At 68.6% G+C, this 23,019-nt stretch carries 19 protein-coding genes and 2 pseudogenes; 7 read left to right on the top strand and 14 right to left on the bottom strand.

Annotated elements, in window-relative coordinates; genetic code table 11:
• Nucleotides 1-3: 3 nt before the first annotated feature.
• Together BMG07_RS10405 and BMG07_RS10400 are read right to left on the bottom strand one after the other, a co-directional pair.
• Nucleotides 4-468: a hypothetical protein gene (locus BMG07_RS10405; protein ID WP_198084500.1), complete on the bottom strand. Its 465-nt coding sequence runs from the start codon at nt 466-468 to the stop codon at nt 4-6.
• 97 nt (nt 469-565) lie between these two features.
• Nucleotides 566-1,312: a TerC family protein gene (locus BMG07_RS10400; protein WP_198084499.1), complete on the bottom strand. Its 747-nt coding sequence runs from the start codon at nt 1,310-1,312 to the stop codon at nt 566-568.
• A gap of 499 nt (nt 1,313-1,811) precedes the next feature.
• On the opposite strand from BMG07_RS10400, the gene BMG07_RS10395 reads away from it, so the two are divergent.
• Nucleotides 1,812-2,297, top strand: coding sequence for a DUF3717 domain-containing protein (locus BMG07_RS10395; RefSeq protein ID WP_198084498.1), 486 nt, complete (start codon nt 1,812-1,814; stop codon nt 2,295-2,297).
• 2 nt (nt 2,298-2,299) lie between these two features.
• Nucleotides 2,300-2,605 (top strand): putative signal transducing protein, encoded by a 306-nt coding sequence (locus BMG07_RS10390; protein WP_198084497.1) that lies wholly within the window; start codon nt 2,300-2,302, stop codon nt 2,603-2,605.
• 15 nt (nt 2,606-2,620) lie between these two features.
• Here the strand turns inward: BMG07_RS10390 and BMG07_RS10385 are convergent, their stop codons facing one another.
• From BMG07_RS10385 to purB, 4 genes and pseudogenes are all read right to left on the bottom strand, one after another.
• Entirely contained in the window at nt 2,621-3,181 is a 561-nt protein-coding gene (locus BMG07_RS10385; RefSeq protein ID WP_198084496.1) for a YaeQ family protein, read from the bottom strand.
• 45 nt (nt 3,182-3,226) lie between these two features.
• A pseudogene (locus BMG07_RS10380) lies at nt 3,227-5,400 on the bottom strand (TonB-dependent receptor family protein).
• Nucleotides 5,401-5,416: 16 nt separating this feature from the next.
• Nucleotides 5,417-6,547, bottom strand: coding sequence for a PepSY domain-containing protein (locus BMG07_RS10375; protein WP_198084539.1), 1,131 nt, complete (start codon nt 6,545-6,547; stop codon nt 5,417-5,419).
• Between the two features lie 130 nt (nt 6,548-6,677).
• Nucleotides 6,678-8,056: pseudogene (gene purB, locus BMG07_RS10370) on the bottom strand (adenylosuccinate lyase).
• A gap of 131 nt (nt 8,057-8,187) precedes the next feature.
• Between purB and BMG07_RS10365 the strand changes: the two are divergent.
• A complete protein-coding gene (locus BMG07_RS10365; protein ID WP_198084495.1) occupies nt 8,188-8,799 on the top strand; it encodes a glutathione S-transferase N-terminal domain-containing protein in 612 nt (203 codons plus the stop codon).
• A gap of 36 nt (nt 8,800-8,835) precedes the next feature.
• Here BMG07_RS10365 and BMG07_RS10360 read toward each other — a convergent pair whose 3' ends face one another.
• From BMG07_RS10360 to BMG07_RS10335, 6 genes are all read right to left on the bottom strand, one after another.
• A complete protein-coding gene (locus BMG07_RS10360; RefSeq protein WP_198084494.1) occupies nt 8,836-9,630 on the bottom strand; it encodes an SDR family oxidoreductase in 795 nt (264 codons plus the stop codon).
• Nucleotides 9,627-10,919 carry an MFS transporter gene (locus BMG07_RS10355; protein ID WP_198084493.1) on the bottom strand — a complete coding sequence of 431 codons (1,293 nt, stop codon included), beginning with the start codon at nt 10,917-10,919 and terminating at the stop codon, nt 9,627-9,629. Before BMG07_RS10355 ends, BMG07_RS10360 begins: the two co-directional genes overlap by 4 nt.
• Before the next feature lie 30 nt (nt 10,920-10,949).
• On the bottom strand, nt 10,950-12,167 hold the full coding sequence (locus tag BMG07_RS10350) for a cyclopropane-fatty-acyl-phospholipid synthase family protein (protein ID WP_198084492.1): 1,218 nt from the start codon (nt 12,165-12,167) through the stop codon (nt 10,950-10,952).
• Nucleotides 12,164-12,961, bottom strand: coding sequence for a DUF1365 domain-containing protein (locus BMG07_RS10345; RefSeq protein WP_198084491.1), 798 nt, complete (start codon nt 12,959-12,961; stop codon nt 12,164-12,166). Before BMG07_RS10345 ends, BMG07_RS10350 begins: the two co-directional genes overlap by 4 nt.
• Nucleotides 12,958-14,295: an NAD(P)/FAD-dependent oxidoreductase gene (locus BMG07_RS10340; protein WP_198084490.1), complete on the bottom strand. Its 1,338-nt coding sequence runs from the start codon at nt 14,293-14,295 to the stop codon at nt 12,958-12,960. Before BMG07_RS10340 ends, BMG07_RS10345 begins: the two co-directional genes overlap by 4 nt.
• 293 nt (nt 14,296-14,588) lie before the next feature.
• Nucleotides 14,589-15,203: a glutathione peroxidase gene (locus tag BMG07_RS10335; protein WP_198084489.1), complete on the bottom strand. Its 615-nt coding sequence runs from the start codon at nt 15,201-15,203 to the stop codon at nt 14,589-14,591.
• A gap of 129 nt (nt 15,204-15,332) precedes the next feature.
• Between BMG07_RS10335 and BMG07_RS10330 the strand changes: the two genes are divergently transcribed.
• From BMG07_RS10330 to BMG07_RS10320, 3 genes are all read left to right on the top strand, one after another.
• Nucleotides 15,333-16,190: a ferritin-like domain-containing protein gene (locus tag BMG07_RS10330; RefSeq protein WP_198084488.1), complete on the top strand. Its 858-nt coding sequence runs from the start codon at nt 15,333-15,335 to the stop codon at nt 16,188-16,190.
• Nucleotides 16,191-16,274: 84 nt separating this feature from the next.
• Nucleotides 16,275-17,156 carry an RNA polymerase sigma-70 factor gene (locus tag BMG07_RS10325; RefSeq protein ID WP_198084487.1) on the top strand — a complete coding sequence of 294 codons (882 nt, stop codon included), beginning with the start codon at nt 16,275-16,277 and terminating at the stop codon, nt 17,154-17,156.
• Nucleotides 17,157-17,239: 83 nt separating this feature from the next.
• Nucleotides 17,240-17,701, top strand: coding sequence for a carboxymuconolactone decarboxylase family protein (locus BMG07_RS10320; protein ID WP_198084486.1), 462 nt, complete (start codon nt 17,240-17,242; stop codon nt 17,699-17,701).
• Nucleotides 17,702-17,716: 15 nt separating this feature from the next.
• Here BMG07_RS10320 and BMG07_RS10315 read toward each other — a convergent pair whose 3' ends face one another.
• Both BMG07_RS10315 and glnE read right to left on the bottom strand, forming a co-directional pair.
• Nucleotides 17,717-18,895 (bottom strand): septal ring lytic transglycosylase RlpA family protein, encoded by a 1,179-nt coding sequence (locus BMG07_RS10315; RefSeq protein ID WP_307866927.1) that lies wholly within the window; start codon nt 18,893-18,895, stop codon nt 17,717-17,719.
• Between the two features lie 19 nt (nt 18,896-18,914).
• Nucleotides 18,915-21,713, bottom strand: a complete 2,799-nt coding sequence (gene glnE / locus BMG07_RS10310; RefSeq protein ID WP_198084484.1) for a bifunctional [glutamate--ammonia ligase]-adenylyl-L-tyrosine phosphorylase/[glutamate--ammonia-ligase] adenylyltransferase — start codon at nt 21,711-21,713, stop codon at nt 18,915-18,917.
• Between glnE and BMG07_RS10305 the strand changes: the two genes are divergently transcribed.
• On the top strand, nt 21,700-23,019 hold a 1,320-nt coding region (locus BMG07_RS10305), incomplete at its 3' end, for a YhdP family protein (RefSeq protein WP_374221254.1). The genes glnE and BMG07_RS10305 overlap by 14 nt on opposite strands.

The following is a 23,019-nucleotide window of genomic DNA, read 5'->3' as shown; positions in this document are numbered from 1 at the left end:
CGCTTACTCGGCCAGCTCGTTCGCCAGCACCAGCAGCGCGCCCATGCCCATCACGGCGCCGGGAAAGGCCCAGCCCGACTGGTGCGCCGGCTTCTGGTCCGGCGTGACCGGCTCCAGGTCGACGCCGATCTTCGGACGGCGGGCATCGACCACGTGCACGGCACCGTGCTCGCGCTTGAGCTGCGCGGTCAGCTCGGCCAGCGGGCCCTTGGCCAGCACCGGCGTCACCTGGCCGCCGTTGCGCTCGAGCAGCGGCAGCATCTGCGCCTGCACCTTGCTGAACCACTTGGCGCGCCAGTTCTCGCGCGCGCTGTGGCTCACCCACTTGCTGATGCGATGCGTCATGCGCGGCGCGCAGGCCACGAGCACCCAATGGCGCGCCACGACGCTGTTCGCGTCGGGAGCGAGTTCGGCGAACTGCTCACAGGCGTAGGTGACGTCGTCGATATAAAGAATGATCTTTTCCATGGCGTGCTCCTTCGGATAGTTAGAGTGACAGAGACTGGCTAGAGGCGGAAGTTCGAGGGATTGCCACCCATTGCTTTCAACTGGTGGCAATCGGCGATCAGGCGGTCGTTGCCGGGGTGGCGGGCTTGTTGCGGGCGTGCCGCGCGGCAGCCCACTTGCCCACCGCCAGCACCAGCAGCGCACCGCCGATACCGGCCGCGTACTTGATCGTGTCGGTCTGCGGCACCTTCGGCACCCAGGTCCAGGCGGCGACGTTCGCCAGCGCGGGGTCGGACACGGCCATCGTGCCGGCGATCCAGCCGAGCAGCATGCCGCCCAGCGTGATGATCATCGGGAACTTGTCCATCAGCTTGATGACGAGCTGGCTGCCCCACACGATGATCGGGATGCTCACGAGCAGGCCGAAGATCACGAGCGGCATCTGGTGGTCGGCACCGGCGCCTTGCGCGGCACCGGCGATGGCGATCACGTTGTCCACGCTCATCACCAGGTCGGCAATGATCACGGTCTTGACGGCGCCCCACAGCTTGTCGCTGCCGGTGATGTTGCCGTGCGCGTCGTCATGCTCGGGGGCGAGCAGCTTCACGCCGATCCACAGCAGCAGGATGGCGCCGACCAGCTTCAGGAACGGAATGGCCAGCAGCGTGAGCGCGAAGAAGATCAGGATGACGCGCAGGATGATGGCGCCGGCGGTGCCCCAAAGAATGCCCTTGGTGCGTTGCGCGGGCGGCAGCTTGCGGCAGGCCAGCGCGATCACGACGGCGTTGTCGCCACCGAGCAGGATGTCGATCATGATGATCTGACCGACAGCGACCCAGAACTCCGGGGTCATGAACAGTTCCATAGATTCCTCTTTTGTTGTCGCGCCCCTGTCTCTCCCTTCAGGGGACGACGACGGAAGGCGCATGCCGATGCGTTTCGATTCATCCCGTGCGGGAGGTCGAAAGCGAGGAATGAGGGCCGGGTGACTCCGGGGACTCGCGAACGCTTCGACCAAACCTGCACAGGTTCAAATCGAAGGTCTTGCTCGACAGCATTCGCGCTCTTCAAGAAAAGAGCGCGTGCGCTGCCCGGCAGGCCGGAAGTGTTTTGCTTCGTATTGACGACCTGACGATTCGCGCCGTCGTGAACGGCGGTCGGGAGCTACTCCCCTTCGTGGGCGGAATTAGAGCATCGAAGCCCTTGGCGGCGCAACCGAAAGTTTTCAGGGGCTTAAAGAGAACGGCCTGAAAACCCGCGTGAACAGTGCATTGGATGCTCTTTTATTTGTAGCGCGCATGGCCCTTCGCGGCTTCGGGACATTGCCGGACTATGATCCCCGCTCGCTGCATTTTTCACTCTTCATGGCCGCCATACACATCACCGACATCGAGGCCGCCATCAACCATTGGCGCGAGAAAACGCCCTCGCCCGACGGGGTCACGCTCGGCCCCGAATTGCGCGCGCTGGCCGAGGTCTACGCGCTCATGGTCTTCCATCACGAGGAGGAGGTCGACGAGCGCGGCTTTCCGCCCAAGGCCTGGGCCGCCTGGATGGCCTGGTACGACAGCACGCCCGACACGCCGTGCATTGCCATCTGCTCCACCAGCCAGGGCGACGACGAATGCAAGGGCTGCGGCCGCAGCTTCGACGAAGTCCAGTTCTGGCCCGCGATGAGCCCGGTCGAGAAGCGCGCCACGTGGCGTCGCATCACCATGGAAGACTCGGCCTGGCGCTTCAACCGCTACGCCGAGCGCGCGCGCGAAACCGAGCCCGTAAAACCGTCCTCCGGCAATCCGGACACCGATCCCGAGTTCGACCCCGACAACGAACAAAGCTGGGCGCCCTGACGATGCGCCGCCTCGCGCAAGCACCCAACCTCGCCATCGCGACCGTGTGGGCGCACGCGCTGCGCGAAGAGGGCGTGGCCGCCACGGTGCAGCGCGAGTTCCTCGGCGCGGTCATGGGCCAGTTGCCGCCCGACCAGTGCCTGCCCGAGATATGGATCGACGACGAGGCCCAGTTCGACCTCGCCAAGCGCCTGCTGCACGCGCTGCAGCACCGCCCGCAACGCAGCTGGCAGTGCGTGTGCGGCGAGCACGTCGAAGGCGGCTTCGAGCAGTGCTGGCAGTGCGGCGAAATGATGCCGGCTGCCTGACCCGGCCGCCGGGCCTTACTTCCAGCGAAGCAGCTCGATGTCGATGCTGTTCGTGCCGTCGCCCAGCGTCAGCGTGTTTTCCTGGATCGTCGCCTGCAGCTGCATGCTGCGCTGCGCGAGCGCGGCCAGCGCCTGCGAGGCCTCGGTCGGCACGCGGTAGACCTTGAGGTTCTGCGGCCGCGTGAGCTTGTTCTCGATGCCGCGCCACCAGATCTCGGCCGCGTGGTTGAAGCAGTAGACGATCACCTCGTCCGCCTTGCCGCAGGCCTTGATGATGGGCTTGTCTTCGGGCTGGCCGACCTCGATCCAGATCTTCACCTCGCCGGTGAAGTCGCGCAGCCACACGTCGGGCTCGTCGACGTTCGACAAGCCGGCGCCGAAGGCCAGCGTGCCGTCGCCCTGGCAGACGTCCTGCAGCTGGTGTGCGTTGAGCGCGAGCGCGACGAGCCGGATCATCATCCGTTCGTCGGTCTCGCTGGGGTGGCGCGCCAGGGTCAGCGCATGGTCGGCGTAGTAGCCGTGGTCGATGTCGGCCACCGCGAGGGTGGCCTTGAAGATGGTGGATTTGAGGGCCATGGGTGCGCGAGTGTATGCGCCGCGCGCACCCGGGGCCCGTCCGGCCTAGAACGCCACCGAGGCCTGCAGGTACACCGTGCGCGGCTGTCCCACGTACTTGCCGCCGTTGTTGTCCACCGAGCGGTTGAAGTAGCGGCGGTCGAACAGGTTCTTGATGCCCACGGCCACCTTCAGGTTGCTCATGTTCTTGCCGAAGTCGTAGCCGGCACGCAGGTTCACGGTCGCGTAGCCCGGGATGTTGCCCAGGCGGCCGGTCGCGTCTTCCTGCGTGATGTAGACCGCGCCCGTGTCGGGCGAGCCCGGCGAACGCTGCTTCGACTGCGCGTACAGGTCGGCATTGAAGGTCCACGGGCCGCGCTCGTAGCGCGCGCCCAGCGCCGCCACGTTGCGCGAGTAGAAGGGCAGGTCGCGCCCCGCGAACACACCGGCCTTCGAGATGGCCTGCGTGTACGTGTAGCTGGCCGACACTGAGGCGCCCTTGAGCGACGGGTTCAGCTCGGCCAGCTCGTAGCGCAGCGCCGATTCCAGCCCGCGGTGTTGCGTGGCGCCCAGGTCGGTCCACTGGCCGTCGCCCACGATGGAACGGGCCAGTTGCAGTTCCTTGTCGAAGTCGATGTTGAACAGCGTCAGCTCGCCGCTCCAGACTTCGCTCTTGTAGTGCGTGCCGACCTCGTAGGTGTTGGCCTTCTCGGCGTGCAGGCCGTTGGTCGACTGCGCGAGCTGCGCGTACTGCTGCGGGCCGAACGACACGCCCGCGTTCGCGAACAGCGACCAGCGCTCGTTCATGCGGTACATCACCGACACCGTCGGCAGCACCTCGTTGGCGTCGGCCTTCGGCTGCAGCGCGCTGGTGACGCGGCTGCCGGTGAAGTTGATCACGTCGTTGAACGAGCGGATCGACTCATAGCGCACGCCCGGCGTCACGGTCCAGTTGCCGAAGTCGATGCGGTCGTCGATGTAGAACGCATGCGCGGTCGTGCCGCCCTTGCTCGTCTGGTACGCGGGGTTGGCCAGGCTGTAGGCGTCGAAGCCCGGGCGCGGCCGGTAGTAGGCGCTGCGCGTGGCGGTTTCCTTGGTGTCTTCCTTCAGGTAGCGGTAGCCCACGCTCACCTCCTGCACCACGCTGCCCGAATCGATCAGGCGTGAGTAGCGCGGCTCGACGGCAAAGGTCTTGTAGCTGCGCGGTGCCGCGGTCAGGCGTCGCTGGCCGGCGGTGGTGCCGCTGCCGTCTTGTTCGATGTGGCTGCCGCGGAACGAGTCGGTGTAGTAGGTCAGCAGCTCGAACTTGTTGACGCCGTCGTTGTGCGTGTACTTGATCGAGCCGTCGGTGCGGCGGCCCGTGAACTCGTCGAAGGGGCGGTCCGACTGGTACGGGTTGGCCGCGAACTGCGCCGGCGTCAGGCCGCCGGGCATCGTGCCCTGGCCTTCGAAGTGGTGCAGCGACACCGCGATGTCGTCGGTCTTCGAGAGGCGGTAGGCGCCCTTGAGCATCAGGTCGTCGATGCTCGTGCGGTCGTTGCTCTGGCGGTAGCGTCGCCGTGCGTGCCCGAGTACAGCAGCGCCAGGCCCAGGCCGTTCTCGTTGGTGCCGCCGATGAACAGGTTGGGCGTGGTCTTGATGCCGCCGCCGTGGCTGGCGCTCTCCACACCCACGCTGGCCTCGGCCGCGAAGGTGGTGGGAATCGCGCGCGACACGAAGTTGATGATGCCGCCCACGTTCTGGGGTCCGTAGCGCACCGAGCCCGCGCCGCGCACCACGTCGACCGCCTCCAGGTTGCCCAGCGACAGCGGCGCCAGCGACAGCTGCGGCTGGCCGTAGGGCGCATAGGCCAGCGGCACGCCGTCCAGCAGCACGGTGGAGCGCGGCGACAGCCGCGAGGTCAGCCCGCGCACGCCCACGTTCAGCGAGATGTCGCTGCCGCCGGTGCCGTTGCTCTCCTGCACCTGCACGCCGGGGATCTGGCGCAGCACGTCGCGCACGCTGGCCGAGCCGCTTTCCTGGATCTGCTTGCGCTCGATGATGGTCCGCGCGCCGGCGTGTTCCATTACCTTGGTTTCGCTCGGGTTGCCGAGCCAGTCGCCGGTGACGGTGATGGCCTCGAGCGATTTCGACGGCTCGGCGGTGGCGGCTGGCGCGTCGGCGGCGAAGCTCTGCAGGCTCAGGGGCAGAAGCGCCAGGGCGATGGCCGTGCGCTTGTGTCGGTGCTTGTGCGTGATCAAGGAATCCCTCTGTTCTCTATGTTGTCGAATGAATCTGCGGTGCGCGAGGCCGCTGGCGCTCGGTGCGGCGGCGCCACCAGAGCCACACGCCGCTCAGGCCCAGGCCGCCGAGCGCCAGGCCCAGCAGCGCCGTGAGCACCTGGTGCGGCACGCCGCCCAGCTCGCCCGTGTGCAACGGGTAGATCACCGCCACCGCGCCGTTGCCGGCGTCCAGGTCTTGCCACTTGCGCGCCGCCAGCACCTCGCCCGTGACCGGGTTCAGCCACACCGAGCCGATGCCGTTCGGGTGCGGGTCGTCCGACAGCCGGAAGCGCACGCGCATCGGCCGGCCGGCCTTGCCGGGCACCTGGATGTAGCCGATCGGCTGGCCCGGAAACGCCTGCTGCGCGCGCGCCACGAGTTCGTCGAGCGGCAGCTTGGGCCCCGTGCCGGCGCCCTTGGCGATCACGGGCGGCTTGACCGGCTGCTGCCCCAGCGCCTGCGAAATGAAGCCGCCCAGCGGCCGCCATGCCATGTAGGCGCCCGTGGCGACCGACACCGCGATCAGCAGGCCGAGCACCGCGCCGCCGGTGCGGTGCAGGTCGAACAGCCCGCGCAGCAGGCCCCGGTCCAGCGTGATGCGAAGCGAAGGCGGCCAGCGCACCGGCCACCACAGCACCAGGCCCGTGACCAGCAGGAACAGATAGGAGAGGGCGACGAAGGCCAGGATGCCCTTGCCCGTGTCGTCGAGCAGCAGGCTGCTGTGCAGCTCGAACAGCAGGTTGTAGGCCCCTTCGTGCGTGCCGCGGCGTCCCTGCTCCATGCCGGTGGCCGGGTCGAGGTAGAGCGTGCCCTCCCATTGGCCGCGCACCAGCACCCAGAGCGTGTCGCCGGGTTGGCGCGGCGGGCGCAGCGTGAAGTTGGCGTCGGGGCCGAACTCGGCCGCCAGCCGCTGGCGCAGCGGCTCCAGCGGCAACGCGGCCTGGCCGGCGTCAGCGGACGATGCCGCCGGGTTGGCGACGAACAGCGCCCGGTGGGTGTAGCGATCGAGCGGCAACGCCACCACCAGCACCGCGCCCAGCAGGGCGGTGAGGGCGAGGATCGGGCCCAGCGTGAGGCCGCTCCAGCGGTGAACCTTGAGCCAGAGGCGTCTCAGAGGGGCGCGCATGACCAACAGGGACGGCGAGTCCCGGGCAAAGTGTTGTTGGCTGGCGCCCCGTGGGGGCGTTGGCTGGAAAAGAGCGTGCCCGACGTGAAACAGCCGCCCTCGGGCGGCTGGTGTATCGGTACACGAAGCCTTAGATTCTACCGGCGAGTTCCGCGGCCTTGCTACATAGCTGGCGGGAGTCATGGCCAGGAGCCGGGCTTTTTCTTCTTCCGGGATCTCCAGCGAGCGGATCAGGCCGTGCAGCGCCTCGGCCGTCACGGTCTTGCCGCGCGTCACTTCCTTGAGCTGCTCGTAGGCGCCCTGCACGCCAAAACGGCGCATCACGGTCTGGATCGGCTCGGCCAGCACTTCCCACGAGGCGTCGAGGTCGGCGGCAATGGCTTCCTCGTTGATCTCGAGCTTGCCCAGGCCGGTCATCAGGCTTGCGTAGGCCAGCGTGGCGTAGCCGAAGGCCACGCCGATGTTGCGCAGCACCGTGCTGTCGGTCAGGTCGCGCTGCCAGCGGCTGATGGGCAGCTTCTCGCTCAGGTGGCGCAGCACCGCGTTGGCCAGGCCCAGGTTGCCTTCGGCGTTCTCGAAGTCGATCGGGTTGACCTTGTGCGGCATGGTCGACGAGCCGATCTCGCCCTTCTTCAGGCGCTGCTTGAAGTAGCCCAGGCTCACGTAGCCCCAGATGTCGCGCGAGAAGTCGATCAGGATGGTGTCGGCGCGGGCCACCGCGTCGAACAGCTCGGCCATGTAGTCGTGCGGCTCGATCTGGATGCTGTACGGCTGGAAGCTCAGGCCCAGGCCCAGCGGCGCGGGCGTCTCGATGACCTTGCGGCTGAAGGCTTCCCAGTCGAACTCGGGCCAGGCGGCCAGGTGGGCGTTGTAGTTGCCGACCGCGCCGTTCATCTTGCCCAGCAGCTGCACCGAGGCGATCTGCGCGCGCGCCTTCGACAGGCGCACCGCCACGTTGGCGATTTCCTTGCCGACCGTGGTCGGGCTGGCGGTCTGGCCGTGCGTGCGCGACAGCATCGACACGTTGGCGAACTGGTGCGCCATTTCGCGCAGCTTGGCGATCAGGCCGTCGATGGCCGGCAGCATGACCTTGTCGCGCGCGGCCTGGATCTGCAGGGCGTGGCTGGTGTTGTTGATGTCTTCGCTGGTGCAGGCGAAATGCACGAACTCGGCGGCGGCCAGCAGCTCCGGCCGGGCTTCGAACTTGGACTTGATCCAGTATTCGACCGCCTTCACGTCGTGGTTGGTGGTTTTCTCGATTTCCTTGATGGCCAGCGCGTCGGCCTCGGAAAAGTGGGCCACCAGGCCCAGCAGGTACTTGCGGGCGCCGCCCGTCAGGGGCTTGAATTCGGCGAAGCCGCAGTCGGACAGCGCAATGAACCACGCCACCTCGACTTGCACGCGCCGGTGCATATAGCCCTGTTCGCTCATCAGCGGGCGCAAGGCCGCGAGTTTGGCCGCGTAGCGGCCGTCAAGGGGGGAAAGGGCGGAGACGGTGGAAAAGCTCATGCCCGAATTTTAGGCGGCCGCCGGTCCGTGGGGCGCGCCCGACACATTGGGGTCGATTCGGGCCTCTGGTTTTCCCGTTCACCTAAAATGACTATTAACAAATGTTGTCATAGCTTAGGGAGAGAGCCTTCATGAAACTGATCGGATCGGCCGCCAGCGCTTACGTGCGCAAGGTGCGCGTGGTGCTGGCTGAAAAGCGGCTCGATTACCAGTTCGTGCTCGAGGACGTCTGGGCTGCCGACACCACCATCGCCAGCTCCAATCCCCTCGGGAAGGTGCCCTGCCTGATCATGGAAGGCGGCGAGGCGATGTTCGACTCCCGCGTGATCGTCGAATACCTCGACACACTGTCGCCCGTCGGCAAGCTGATTCCGCAGCAGGGCCGCGAGCGCGCCGAGGTCAAGACCTGGGAAGCGCTGGCCGACGGCGTCATGGACGCCGGCGTGCTCTGGCGCCTGGAAGCCACCTGGGCCGGCCGCAACGACGGCGAGCGCAGCGCGGCATGGATCGAGCGCCAGCGCACCAAGGTCGAGGACGGCGTGGCCGCCATGGCCAAGGGCCTGGGCGACAAGCCCTTCTGCAGCGGCATCCACCTGAGCCTGTCGGACATCGCGGTCGGCTGCACGCTGGGCTGGCTGAGCCTGCGCTTTCCCGAGATCGACTGGCGCGCCGACCACGCCAACCTGGCCAAGCTGTACGACAAGCTGATGCTGCGGCCCAGCTTCATCGACACCCAACCCTGACAATGCAAAAAGGCGCCACCCGGCGCCTTTTTCGTTTCACAGCCCCGTGAACCGGGCCACCGCCGGGAAATACAGCCGGTACGGCAGCAGCCGCATCAGCTTCATCCAGAAGGTGAAGCGGCGCGGAAAGTGGATCTCGAAGGCGCCCTTGCGCCAGCCGTCGAGCATGGCCTGGGCCGCTTCGGCCGGCGTGATCAGCGCCGGCATCCTGAAATCGTTCTTCGCCGTGAGCGGCGTGTCGACAAAGCCCGGCTGCACCAGGCTCACGCCGATGCCGCGCGCATGCAGGTCGATGTACAGCACCTCGGCGAGGTTGGCGAGCGCGGCCTTGGTCGGGCCGTAGGCCAGGCTTTGCGGCAGTCCGCGAAAGCCGGCCACGCTGCCGGTGATCGACACATGCCCCGTGTTGCGCGCCACGAAGCCGGGCAGCACCGCCGCCAGCAGGTTCAGCGCGCCCACGTAGTTGACCTGCTGGTGCGCGAGCATCGTCTCCAGCGAGAACGCGTCGGCGCGCAGCGCGTCGTAGGTGGCGGCGTTGTAGAGCACGAAGTCGATCGCACCGGCGGCCACCAGCAGGTGTGCGTGCGCGGCGGCCACGGCGGCGGCGTCGCGCACGTCGAGCGGCAGCACGATCACGCGCGGCGGCCGGGCGGGGTCGTTGTGCAGCACGGCCAGTTCCTCGAGCGCCTCGCCGCTGCGCGCCGACACCCCGACCCGCGCGCCGCGTTCGAGCAGCGCCAGCACCGTCGCCCGGCCGATGCCGGTGGACGCACCGACGATCCACGCCGTCTTGCCCTGCCAGTCGGCGAGCGGCGGGTTGAGCGGCTTCAAGGCGAGGCTTTCGCCGCAGGCATGGGCGCTGCGGAAGCGCTCGGCCGGATCACCAATGCCCACAGCGACGCGCCAGCGATCACCTTGAGCACGCAGGGCAGCAGGCAGTAGGCCAGCGACAGCGCCTGCAACGCCCCCGGTTCGCGCGCGCCCGGCACGTAGCCGGCCAGCCCGAGCAGCGGCAGCGCCAGCCCCGCGGCCAGCGCCAGGTTGAGCTTGGTCGCGAAATTCCACCAGCCGAAGTAGGCGCCGGCATGCGGCTGGTCGCCGGCCTCGGCAATGATCCCGGCCAGCAGCGCGCCCGGCAGCACGAGGTCGGAGCCGATCGCAAAACCCGACAGCGCGCACACCACCAGGAACGCCGCCGCGTCGCCCGCGCCCATCGCGCCGGCCCAGGCGAACACCGCCACCGACATGCACATGCCCCCGAGCCACGCGCGCGCCAGCCCGAAGCGGCGCACGATGCGCAGCCACACCGGAATCGACGCCGCCGCCATCACGAAGTACAGGCCCAGGAAGGCCGGCTCCAGCGAGGCCGGCGACTGCAGCCGGTCTTGCACGAAGAACAGCACCAGCGTGGCGGGCACCGCGCTCGCGATGCCGTTGAGCACGAACACCGCCAGCAGCCGGCGAAACGCCGGGCGGCGCAGCGGCAGCCGCAGGTCGACCGCCGTGTGCGGTGCGTTGCCGCGCACGGGCCGCGGCGCCCGCGTCCAGAACACCCAGCCGAGCGCCAGCAGCACGCCGAACAGCGTCACCATCGCGGGCAGCCCGGCCACCGTTGGCACCACCGAGGCCAGCACCACGCCGACCAGCCCCATGCCCTCGCGCCAGCCGACGATGCGCCCGCGCTGCAAGGCATCGCCGCCCAGCATTGCGCCCCACGACTGGTGCGCGATGCTCAGCATGCTGTAGCCCGCGTAGGTCAGCGCCAGCAGCAGGGCTGCCGCCACGAGCAGCATGCCGTGGCGGGCAGGGTCGACCAGCGCTTGCGGAAAGAACAGCAGCCCGAAGCCCAGCAGCAGCACGCCGGCAGCGACCGCGCCGGCGCCCAGCACCGCCTGCGGCGAGCGCGCATGCAGCCGGTCGCTGAGCCGCCCGAGCAGCGGGTCGATCAGCGCATCGAGCAGCCGCGCGCCGAGCAGCACCGCGCCCAGCGTGGCCAGCGGCACACCGAAGGCGCGCGCGTAGTGGTTGGGCAGCAGCACGTAGAGCGGCAGCGCGACGAAGGCGAGCGGCAACCCGAGCAGCCCGTAGCGCAAGCCGTCGAGAGGGCCGAAGGAGGACACGGGAGAGGGCAGTGGCAACGCCGCGCGGGTCTAGCGCTTGCGCAGCGTGTACTGCACCACGTCGATGTTGGCCTGCGAGAAGGCGGCCTCGCAGTAGGCGAGGTAGAACTCCCAGATGCGCATGAAGCGCTCGTCGAAGCCCAGCTGCAGGATGTGGCTGCGCTGCCCGAGGAAGCTCTCGCGCCAGCGGCGCAGCGTCTCGGCGTAGTCGGCGCCGAAGGCGAACTCGTCCACCACCTCCAGCCCCGCGGCCTCGGCCTCGCGTCGGAACTCGCGCGGGCAGGGCAGGCAGCCGCCCGGAAAGATGTACTGCTGGATGAAGTCGGTCGAGTCGATGTAGCGGTCGAACAACTCGTCGTCGATCACGATGCTCTGCACGCAGGCGCGGCCGCCCGGCTTGAGCAGCCGGCTCACGCTCTGGAAGTAGGTCGGCCAGTACGCGCGGCCCACGGCCTCGACCATTTCGATGGAGCACACGGCGTCGAAGGGCGCGTCGGTGATGTCGCGGTAGTCCTGCAGGCGCAGGTCGGTCTTCTGGCCGGCGGTGCGTTGACGGGCAAAGGCCAGTTGCTCGGTGGAAAGCGTCACGCCCGTCACCGAGGCGCCGAAGTCGACCGCCGCCATTTCGGCCAGCGCGCCCCAGCCGCAGCCGATTTCGAGCACGCGGTCGCCGGGCTTCACGGCGGCCAGTTCGAGCGCGCGGCGCACCTTGGCGCGCTGTGCCTCGGGCATGGGTTTGGAGAGGTCGCCCTCGAACCAGGCCGACGAGTAGTTCATGGTCTCGTCGAGCCAGAGCTTGTAGAACGCGTTGCCCAGGTCGTAGTGCGCGTGGATGTTGCGCGAGCTGCCGGCCTTGCTGTTGCGGTTCATGAGGTGCCGCACGCGGTACAGCAGGCGGCCGAACCAGCTGCCGTACACCACGTCCTCGATGGCGCGGCGGTTGGCGATGAACACCTTGATCAGCTCGGTGAGGTTGGGCGTGGTCCAGTCGCCGGCGATGTAGCTCTCGGCAAAGCCGATGTCGCCCGACTTGAGCGCGGCCTTGCACACGTTCCAGTTGCGCAAGGTGAGCGAGGCCGTGGGGCCGCTGCCCGGCGTGGCGCCGAAGTGCCGCACCGAGTCGTCGGGCAGCCGCACGGTCAGCGAGCCGTAGGCCAGCCGCTGCAGCAGGCCGAGCACGGTGCGCGCGGCGCCGGGCGCGTCCTGGGGCAGCGAGAAGCGGGAAGCCGTGGTGGTCGAGAAAGTCATGGATTCGCCTGCTGCTGGTTGTCGCGTGAAACGAAATGGGTGGGCGGCGCCGGCTTGGCGACGAAGGGCACGCGCTTGAGCCACAGCTTCGCGGCCTGCCAGTGGATGCGCGCGATCAGCCCGAAGGTCATGGCCGGGTAGCGCCACAGCGCGCGCCGCACGCTGGCCGCGTTCATGGGGGCGAGTTCGCCGCTCACGCTGGTCTGCAGCAGCGGGCCCTCGGCGTCGTCGTGGTCGATGCGCACCACGGTGCGCGTCATGTCGGCATCGACGAAGAAGCGGAAGCGGTAGTCGCCGCTGACCTGGCAGAACGGCGAGACATGAAAGGCCTTGCTGGCCTTGAGTTCGGCGCCGTACACCGGCCGGTCCAGCAGGTAGCAGTGGCGCTCGCCGAAGGTGTTGTTGACCTCGACCACGATCGCGCGCAGCACGCCTTCGGGCGTGTGGCAATACCAGAAGCTCACGGGCTTGAAGGTGTAGCCGAACACGCGCGGATAGCAGTGCAGCCAGGCTTCGCCGGTGGCGTCGTGGATGCGGTGGGCGGCCAGCAGTTCGTCGAGCCAGGCCAGCGCGCCGCCTGCATCGGGCGCGCGGCCGTCGCCGTGGTCGACGTCGTGAAAGGACAGCGCCGCGCGGCGGTTGAGCGCCACGGCCTGGCTGCCGCGTGCGCGCAGGGTGCGCATCGGCAGCATCAGGAAATAAGTGGGGTAGACGAAGGCGTTGCGCGCCGGGCGCAGGCGTGCGTGGCGGACTTCACCGAAGCCCATCAGCGGCACGGCCTGCGCGGGCGTCATGCCGCGTGCCTCGCTGCCGCCGTGTCGGCCCCGGGGGACAGCCGCGCGCGCAGGCCGGCGGCCGCGGCCAGGCCGGCCTTCAGGCCGTCTTCGTGGAAGCCGTAGCCCATCCACGCGCCCGCGAACCAGGTGTTGCGCTGGCCCTGCAAGGCGGGCACTTCGGCCTGCGCGCGAATCGCGGCAAGGTCGAGCACCGGGTGGTCGTAGTCGTATTCCGCCATGACCTGACTACGCTGGATCTCGCGGACCGGATTCAACGAAACGACGACCGGCTGTTCCCACGGCAGCGGCTGCAGCTTGTTCAGCAGGTAATGCAGGCACACGCGGCCCGATTCGCGCTCGCCGGCCGCCGCGCGCTCGTAGTTCCAGGCGGCCCACGCCGCGCGGCGCTGCGGCAGCACGGCGGCGTCGGTGTGGAGCACGGCGTGGTTGGCCTGGTAGCGGATCGCGCCCAGCACTGCGGCCTCGGCCGGGCTGGCGTCGCCGAGCATGGCGAGCGACTGGTCGGAGTGGGTGGCCAGCACCACGTGGTCGAAGCGCTCGGTGCCGGCGTCGGTGGCCAGCAGCACGCCGTGCTCGGTGCGGGTCACGCGCCGCACCGGCGTGTTCAGGCGCTTGTCGGGCAGGCCCGCGACGATCTTCTCGACGTAGTGGCGCGAGCCGCCACGCACGGTGCGCCATTGCGGCCGGTTGGCGATCTGGATCAGGCCGTGGTTGTGGCAGAACCGGATCATGGTCGCCACCGGAAACGCCAGCATCTGGGTGGTCGAGCAGCTCCAGATGCAGCCCATCATCGGCAGGAAGTACCAGTCGCGAAACGCCGCGCCGAAGCGATGGGCGTCGAGGAACTCGCCCAGCGGCTGGGCCAGTTCGCCCTCGGTGCCGGCCTCGGCGATGCGCGTGGTCAGGCGGTTGAAGCGCAGCAGGTCGCGCAGCATGCCCAGGAAGCGGGCGTCGAACAGGTTGCGGCGCTGCGCGAACACGGTGCCCAGGTTGTTGCCGCTCCACTCGAGCGCCCGGCCGTCGTCGCGCGTGGCTTGCACCGAGAACGACATCTCCGACAGCGCGGTCTCGACGCCGAGCTCGGCGAAAAGGCGGATCAGGTTCGGGTACGTGCGGTCGTTGTAGACCAGGAAGCCGGTGTCCACGCCGTGCGCGACGCGGCCGGCGTCGGTGGCCGAGCGCGGCAGTTCGACCGTGGCCGTATGCGCGTGGCCGCCAAAGTAGTGACCGGCTTCGAAGAGGGTGACGGCTGCCGCGTCACGCAGCGAATGCGCCGCGGCCAAGCCCGAGATGCCGGCGCCGATGACGGCGATGCGCGGGGGCTGCGTCATGACGCGAACCCCGCCCGGCTGGAAGACAAAAATGCTGCGAGGCGCCCCGACGCGAAGGAGGGAGGGAGGGAGGAGGAGAAGAATCGCCTCGGGATTTCGACCGGACGGCAGGCGTCCGGAAGACCTCGCAACATGAAAACCGGTGGGCAATCACTGCCCACGCAAGTTAGGAGCGCTGCGCCCGTGGCACGGTTCCCACCGCAGAGGTAAACATTTGTTTCGCTGAGTTCACGGAGGATTGGACGCATCGGTAAATAATATTACCGATCCGTCTTTTTGTGAACTGTTCAGTCTTAATTCGGCCCGAGCTGCTTCTCGATGACGTTCACGAAGCCGTTTTCGTCGGGCGCCGTCATGCTCGACCACGCCTGCACGACCTTGCCGTCGCGCCCGATCAGGTACTTGTAGAAGTTCCACTTGGGCGTGGTGCCCGAGGCCTGCGCGAGCTGCTTGAACAGCGGGTTCGCGTCGGTGCCGCGCACCGACGACTTGGCGAACATCGGGAATTTCACGCCGAAGGTGCTCTCGCAGAAGTCGGCAATTTCCTTGTTCGAGCCCGATTCCTGCGAGAAATCGTTCGACGGGAAGCCCAGCACCACGAGACCGCGCGCGCGGTATTTCAGGTCCAGCGCCTCCAGCCCCTTGTATTGCGGCGTGAAACCGCAGAAGCTGGCCGTATTGACCACCAGCACCACCTTGCCGGAGTACTGGCACAGGGCCTGGGGTTTTTCATCCTGCAGTCGCGGGAAGGTGTGCTGGAGGATGGTGGGGCACCCCGCGGCTTCGGTGGCGGCGGGTGCGGCAGGTGCTGCTTGCGCGCTGGCCGGAAGGGCCGTAAACAGACTCGCCCAGAGGGAAATGGCCGGTCCGAAGCCAAGGAGCATCGACAATAAGGAGGGGGTACGCATGGCGGACTCCTGGTTCAAAAGGGAGGGTGTGCATCCGTGCCGCAAAGACGCACGTATACGCATCATCGCGCGTCTGTCATGGTCGCGCCAAACGGGCCGACTAAAATCGACGGCCATAGAAAGACATTGATGCTCTATCCGGAACTCTTCAGACAACTCGAATCCGTCCGCTGGGACATGGACAAGGACATTCCCTGGCAGTCGTTCGACGCTTCTTTGCTGACGGAAGAGCAGGCGCAGACCATCAAGATGAATGCCATCACCGAGTGGGCGGCGTTGCCGGCCACCGAGATGTTCCTGCGCGACAACCGCCACGATAGCGACTTTTCGGCTTTCATGTCGATCTGGTTCTTCGAAGAGCAGAAGCACTCGCTGGTGCTCATGGAATACCTGAAGCGTTTCAGCCCCCAGCACGCCCCCACCGAGGCCGAACTGCACGAAGTGCGCTTCGACTTCGACCCGGCGCCGCCGCTGGAAACCCTCATGCTGCACTTCTGCGGCGAGATCCGCCTGAACCACTGGTACCGCCGTGCCGCCCAGTGGCACACCGAGCCGGTCATCAAGCACATCTACACCACGCTGAGCCAGGACGAAGCCCGCCACGGCGGCGCCTACCTGCGCTACATGAAGCGCGCCATGGAAAAGTTCGGCGACGAGGCCCGCGCCGCCTTCACCAAGGTCGGCGTCCTGATGGCCAGCGCCCGCCGCACGGCGCAGGCGCTGCACCCGACGAACCTGCACGTCAACAAGGCGCTGTTCCCCAACGACACCATCCAGAGCCGCATGCCCGACCCGGACTGGCTCGAGCACTGGCTCGACAAGCAGATCAAGTTCGACGCCGTCTGGGAAACCAAGGTCGGCGAGCGCATCCTGCACAACCTGAGCCTGCTCATGAACCGCAGCTTCAAGACGGTCCAGGAACTGAACCGCTACCGCAAGGAAATCGCGGCCTCCCTGGGCCCCAAGCCCGAGTACCAGGGCGCCTGAGCAAGAAAGAACATCGCCCCGCACCCCGGGGCGATTTTTTTGGAGCGCGTGTCACAAACCACGCGTGCCAGCCGTCTAGCAGCCATGGACGACGCCACCCTCACTTTCGACCGCCACCGCCCGCGCCTGCAGGGCATCGCCTACCGCATGCTTGGCTCCATGGCCGAGGCCGAGGAGGTCGTGCAGGACGCCTGGCTGCGCTGGCACGAAGCCGCCCGGGACACCTTCGACAGCGCCGAAGCCTGGCTCGTGACAGTGGTCACGCGCCTGTCGATCGACCGGCTGCGCGCCGCCAAGGTCCAGCGCGAGCACTACATCGGCGCCTGGATGCCCGAGCCCACGCTGACCGACGCGCCCACCACCCCCGAGCAACTGCTCGAGCGCGCCGACAACATCTCCGTTGCCTTCCTCGCCGTGCTGGAGCGCCTGGCGCCCGAGGCCCGTGCCGCCTTCCTGCTGCGCGAGGTGTTCGATGCTGACTACGACGAGGTCGCCCGCACCCTCGGCAAGAGCGAGGCCGCCTGCCGCCAGCTGGTGCACCGCGCCAAGGCCCAGGTGCAGGAAGGGCGCCCGCGCTTCAGCGTGCCGCGCGAGACCCATGAGCGCTTGCTGCGCGCCTTTGCCGATGCGGCCGCGCGCGGCAGCCTGCAAGACCTGAAGGCGCTGATGGCCGAGGACGTGGAACTGATCGGCGACGGCGGCGGCAAGGTGCAGACCTTCAGCAAGGTGCTGCGCGGCAGCCAGCGCCTGGCGCAGCTGTATTTCGCGCTCTGGCGCCGCATGGGGCCCGCCGTGCGCATGGTGCTGGTCGACATCAACGGCGAGCCGGGCATGCTGCGTTTCCTCGACGGCGAACTCGAATCGGCCCAGACCTTCGAGATCGAGAACGGCCGCATCGTGCGCATCCGCGCGCAACGCAACCCCGACAAGCTGGCGCGCATCGCGCAGCTTTTTTCCTCGAAATAGTTCGCGCGGCGTGTCACAGGGCGTGGCGCCCGCCCGTCTTCAGTAGGTCAGCAGATTCATTGCAACCCACCTGGAGATACCTCATGAACACCACCCCTCGCCTCAACTGGTTCAAGCTCGTTCCGAAGTCCTTCGAGGCCATCCTCGCGGTCAACACCACCATCGAGTCGAGCACGCTCGGCAAGGTGCTGGTCGACCTCGTCTACGCCCGCGTCTCGCAGATCAACGGCTGCGCCTACTGCCTGGACATGCACGTGCGCGACCTGCGCAAGCAGGGCGAAGAGTGGCAGCGCATCAACAGCCTGCCGACATGGCGCGAGGTCAGCTTCTTCAGCGCGCGCGAACGCGCCGCGCTGGCCTGGGCCGAATCGCTCACGCGGCTGGCCGACAGGCACGATGAACGCGAGGCCGAGTTCGCCGCGCTGAAGGCCGACTTCAACGACCAGGAAATTGCCGAGCTCTCGGTGGCGATCGCGCAGATCAACACCTGGAACCGGCTCAACGTCGGCATGCGCGTGCCGGTCGCGGTCAAGCCGCTGGCCTGAGCCGCCGAGGGTTGGCTACCTGCGCTCCACCACCATCGGCGCGATGCGCAGGCTGTCGCGCAGCTGCGTGACCGCTTCGCCCGCCGCATTGCGCGAAGGGAAGGGCCCGGCCTGCAGCCGGTGCGTGCCGGCCTCGCTGAACACGCGCAGCTGCGGCGCCAGGGAAGGCAGGCCGCGCGCGGCCTGGTTCAGCATGCTCTCGGCGCCGTCGCGTTCGCGGAACGCGCCCAGCTGCACCCAGAAGCCCTGCAGCGCCGTCGAAGGCGCCGGTGCGCCCGCCGGCAGCGGCGGTGGTGACGCCGGCGCGGCCTGCAGTGGTGCCAGGTCGGTCACCGTGATCGCGGAGCGCGACGGCGCAGTGGAAGGCGGCGACTGCGCCGATTCCGGCTCGGCGCCCACGGGCGGCATGGTGGCGATCGGCGTCTGCGGCGCGACCGGCATCGCGGAGGCGGGCGGCGGGATGTCGTTGTAGCCGTTCGCGGCGACCGACGTTGTCCACTGGGCGGGCACGACCACCGGCGCCTGCGAATTCGCCGTGCGCGACGACGGCACGCGCACCGGAACAAACGGCGCGGGCACGGGCGCGGGCGCCGCGGAGGCGTACGCCGTGCCCGTGTCGCGCCGCCATGCGCCCGTGCGGATGTCTTCGTTCGTGATCCGCTCGATTTCCACGGGCGCCACGCCGCGCAGCAGGTCGAGCTTCAGAGCGGCCGTGTAGCTCAGGTCGATCACGCGGCCGTCCACGAACGGGCCGCGGTCGTTCACGCGCACGATCACCTCGCGCCCGTTGGCCGGGTTGCGCACGCGCACATAGCTGGGCAGCGGCAGCGTCTTGTGCGCGGCCGTCATGGCGTACATGTCGTAGGGCTCGCCGCTGGAGGTCGACTGCGCGTGGAACTTGGTGCCGTACCACGACGCCAGCCCCGATTCGCGGAACGGCTGGTCGTCGGTGAGCGGCGCATAGCCGCGGCCCAGCACCGTGTAGGGCTTGGCCGTGCCGCCGCTGGTGCGGATGGGCTCGATGCGGGGCTCGGCGTCGGGCACGCGCGCCAGGTCCGAAGGAATGTTCGTGCCCGGGCCGTCGCGGCCGCTGGCACCGCCGCCACCGCTGGAGCGCGGACCGCTCGCACAGCCCGCGAGGAAGACGGCGACAGCCACCGCGCAGGCTGCCAGCGCGGTGTTCGTGCGGGTCACGGGAGTAGTGCGGGCACTGTCAGCCAAATACAGCCTTCCATAGTGCCAGCATGGCGTCGCGTTCGGCGGCCAGTGCGGGCGGGGTGACTTGCGTCGGTTCTTCGTTCAGGCGCGCGCGGTGCTGCACGCGGCGCAGCTCGCGGTAGGCGCGCGCGGCGCTGCGGCCCACGCCCTCGGGCAGCAGCCCGGCCAGTTCGGCGCGCAGCAGCAGCGCGATGTTGCCCACGTTGGGAATCAGCTCGGGGTGCTCGCCCGAAGACGACAGCACCAGGAACTGCACCGCGAACTCGGCGTCGACCATGCCGCCAGGGCTGTGCTTCACGTCGAAGCGGTCGGCCTTCACGGGCCGCGCGCCGCGCAGCTTTTCGCGCATGGCAATGATCTCGGCCTTCAGCGCCTCGCGGTCGCGCGGCGCCACCAGCACGGCCTCGCGCACCTGGTCGAAACGCGCGCCCAGTTCGGCGCCGTGGTCGGCGCTGCCCAGCACGAAGCGGGCGCGCGTCATGGCCTGGTGTTCCCAGGTCCACGCGGTGTTGCTGCCGCGGCCGAGCTGGTACTTTTCGTAGGCTTGGAAACTGGTGGTCAGCAGGCCCGAGTTGCCGTTGGGCCGCAGCGCCGTGTCGATCTCGAACAGGTCGCCCTCGCGCGTCTTCACCGTGAGCCAGTTGATGAGCTTGCGCACATAGGCCGCATAGACCTCGCCGGCGCGTTCGTCGTCGTCGTCGTAGACGAACACGATGTCCAGGTCGCTGCCGTAGCCCAGCTCTTTGCCGCCCAGCTTGCCGTAGCCGATGATCGCGAACTGCGCCACCTCGCGGTGCCGGTTGCGCACATGCGGCCAGCACCAGCGGGCGGTCACGCGCAAGGTGGTGTCGGCCAGCGCGCTCAGGTCGTCGGCCACCTGCTCGACGGTGATGCGGCCGTCGACGTCGCGCGCCAGCGTGCGGAACACCTCGGCATGGTGGGCGTGGCGCAGCAGGTTCAGCAGGCGCTCTTCGTCGGCCTCGCCGGTGCGCGTGAGCGATTCATGGCGCGCCTCGAGCTCGCGCTCGAACTCGGCGGCCACGAAGCGGCCCGAGAGCATTTCGTCGCTCGCCAGCTCGTCGATCACGCCCGGGTGCTGCATCAGGTAGCGCGCCGGCCACTTGGCCGCGCCCAGCAGGCGCAGCAGGCGTTCCTGCACGGCGGGGCGCTCGACCAGCAATGCCAGATAGCTCTCGCGCCGCATCAGCGGTTCGATCCAGTCGGCCCAGCGCATGGCGGCATCGACGTGGCGCGGCGTTTGCCCCGGCCCGTCGCCGTCGGCTTCCTTGAGCCAGACGCCGGTGCGCTGCACCAGCTGGCGCAGCCGCACGCGGGTTTCCTCGCGCAAGGCCAGCACGCGGGGCTGCTCGCACCAGTCGCGGATGCGCTCGGCAAAGGCCGGCGGCAGGTCGTCGAGCAGGTCGGCCAACTCGGCGGGCGCGGCGGCCTTCTTGCCGTTGCACTTGCCGTTGCAGGGCTTCTCGCCGCCCAGCAGCTTGTCGAACTCCTGCGCGACGAACTCGCGGTGCGTGTCGAGCTGCTCCAGGAAGGCGCAGCAGTCGGGGTAGCCGAGCGTCTGGGCAATCCAGCGCAGGTCGTCGTCGGCCACCGGCAGCGCATGCGTCTGCTGGTCGTCCAGGTACTGGATGCGGTGCTCCACGCGGCGCAGGAACTCGTAGGCCGCGGCCAGCGCGTCGGCGGTTTCCTGCGGCATCAGGTTGGCGCGCGCCAGCCGCTGCAGCGCGTCGAGCGTGGGCCGCGTGCGCAGTTCGGGGAACTGGCCGCCGCGCACCACCTGCAGCAGCTGCACGGTGAATTCGATTTCGCGGATGCCGCCGCGCGACAGCTTCACGTCGTTGGCGCGCTCGGGCCGCCCGGCGCTGCGGCGCGCCGACTGCTCGCGGATCTGGCGGTGCAGGACGCGCAGCGAGTCGAACACGCTGTAGTCGAGGTAGCGGCGGAACACGAAGGGCAGCACCGCCCCGCGCAGCGCCTGGGCCTGGCCCGCGAGCACGATGTCGCGCGGCGCCACCACCCGGCTCTTCATCCAGGCAAAGCGCTCCCACTCGCGGCCCTGCACCTGGAAATATTCTTCGAGCGCATCGAGCGAGACCACGCTCGGCCCCGAGTTGCCGTTGGGCCGCAGCGCCAGGTCGACGCGGAACACGAAGCCGTGCTCGGTGGTGTCGCCCACCAGCGCGTAGATGCGCTTCACGGCGCGCGAGAAGTACTCCTGGTTCGACAGCCGGCCGCGCCCGTCGGCGTCGCCCTTCGTCTCGCCGTCGACGTCGTAGAGATAGATCAGGTCGATGTCGCTCGACACGTTCAGCTCGCGCGCGCCGAGCTTGCCCATGCCCACCACCCACAGCTGCGCGCGCTGGCCTTCGGGGCCGAGCGGGGCGCCGTGCACGGCGTCGAGTTCGCGGCAGGCGTCCTCGCAGGCGAGGTCGAGCGCCAGCTCGGCCAGCTCGGTGACGGCGGTGGTCACCACGGCCAGCGGCGCCTGTTCTTCGCAATCAAGGGTTACAAGTCGCTCCATCACGAGCTGCCGCACAATCCTCAGTGCATCGCCGACGCTGTCCCCACGGCGGCGCAATGCCTCGTAAGCCACCGTCATCGACTCGCGCCGCGGCGCGCCAGGGGGAAGCAATGAAAGCTCGGCCGCATACCTGCGACGCAGGCGCTGCACGAAGCGTGAGTAAGAAGAGAACGCTGTTTGCGTCGAAGAAGTGGCTGGCAACTGGTTCACACTGATGCTGGTTTCCGTGGAACCCCTCTGAATGCTGGCGGTCATAATTCCCGACACAGCGCGATCCTCAATGAACGACACGGCGTCTACCCCTTCACGTCTGCTCAAAATCACCGCTGTGACGGCGCGCTGGCTGCTGGGTCTGTTGATCGCTGCATGGCTTCTGCTGGCGCTGTCAGTCGTTGTCCTACACGCGTGGATTGTGCCGCGAATCGGTGATTTTCGCGGCGCTCTGGAGGCACAGGCTAGCAAGGCCATCGGCGTGCCGGTCCGCATCGGATCGATCACCGCCCGCTCCGAAGGGCTTTTCCCAGCCTTCGAATTGCGCGACGTGGTGCTGCAGGACGCCGACAAGCGCGAGGCCCTTCGCCTCGTGCGCGTGGTGGCCAGCGTGTCGCCGCGCTCGCTCTGGCGCCTGAATTTCGAGCAGCTCTACATCGAGGGCCCGCAGGTCGACGTGCGCCGTGACACTCAGGGAAAACTCCATGTGGCTGGATTGCACATGGCGACCGACACCACCGGAGAGACCCGCGGCGCAGACTGGTTTTTCGCGCAGCGCGAGCTGGTCGTCGAAGGCGGCACCGTGCGCTGGACCGACGAGCAGCGCCAGGCCGAGCCCCTGCTGCTGACCGACGTGCGCTTCGTCGCGCGCAACAGCGGCCGGCGCCACGGCCTGCGGCTGGACGCCACGCCGCCGGCCGGCTGGGGCGAGCGCTTCACCCTGCGCGGCCAGTTCCGCCAGCCCCTGCTGTCGATACGCAGCGGCCACTGGCAGACCTGGGACGGCCAGCTCTACGTCGACCTGCCCTACATCGACGTGACCCGGCTCGGGCAGTACGTGGCGCTCGACGCGCGCATCCGCGAAGGCAACGGCGCGCTGCGCGTGTGGGCCGACGTGGACGACGGCCAGGTCGTCGGCGGCGCGGCCGACCTGGGCCTGGACAAGGTCGACGTCTCGCTCGACAAGGGCCTGCAGCCGCTGGTGCTGCGCACCGTGACCGGCCGGCTCTCGGGCCAGCTCACCGCCGAAACGCTGGAGTTCGCAACCACCGCGCTGCAGTTCGACACCAGCGACGGCCTGCGCTGGCCCGGCGGCAACCTGTGGCTGCAGCACACGCCCGGCAAGGGCCGCACGCCCGAGCACGGCGCCATGCGCGCCGACCGGCTCGACCTGGCCGCGCTGGCCCTCATCGCCGACCGGCTGCCGCTGGGCGACGCCACCCACCGCGTGCTCGGGGCCTATGCGCCGCGCGGGCTGGTGGAGCACATCGACATCAACTGGCAAGGCACGCTGGGCGCGCCCGACCGCTACCAGGCCAAGGGTCGCGTGAGCGGGCTGCGCGTGGCCTCG

The sequence above is a fragment of the Variovorax sp. E3 genome, from assembly GCF_016082275.1.
Lineage (GTDB): Bacteria > Pseudomonadota > Gammaproteobacteria > Burkholderiales > Burkholderiaceae_C > Variovorax.
Note: the sequence above shows the minus strand (reverse complement) of the source record. Positions and strands in the feature narration are given on the sequence as shown.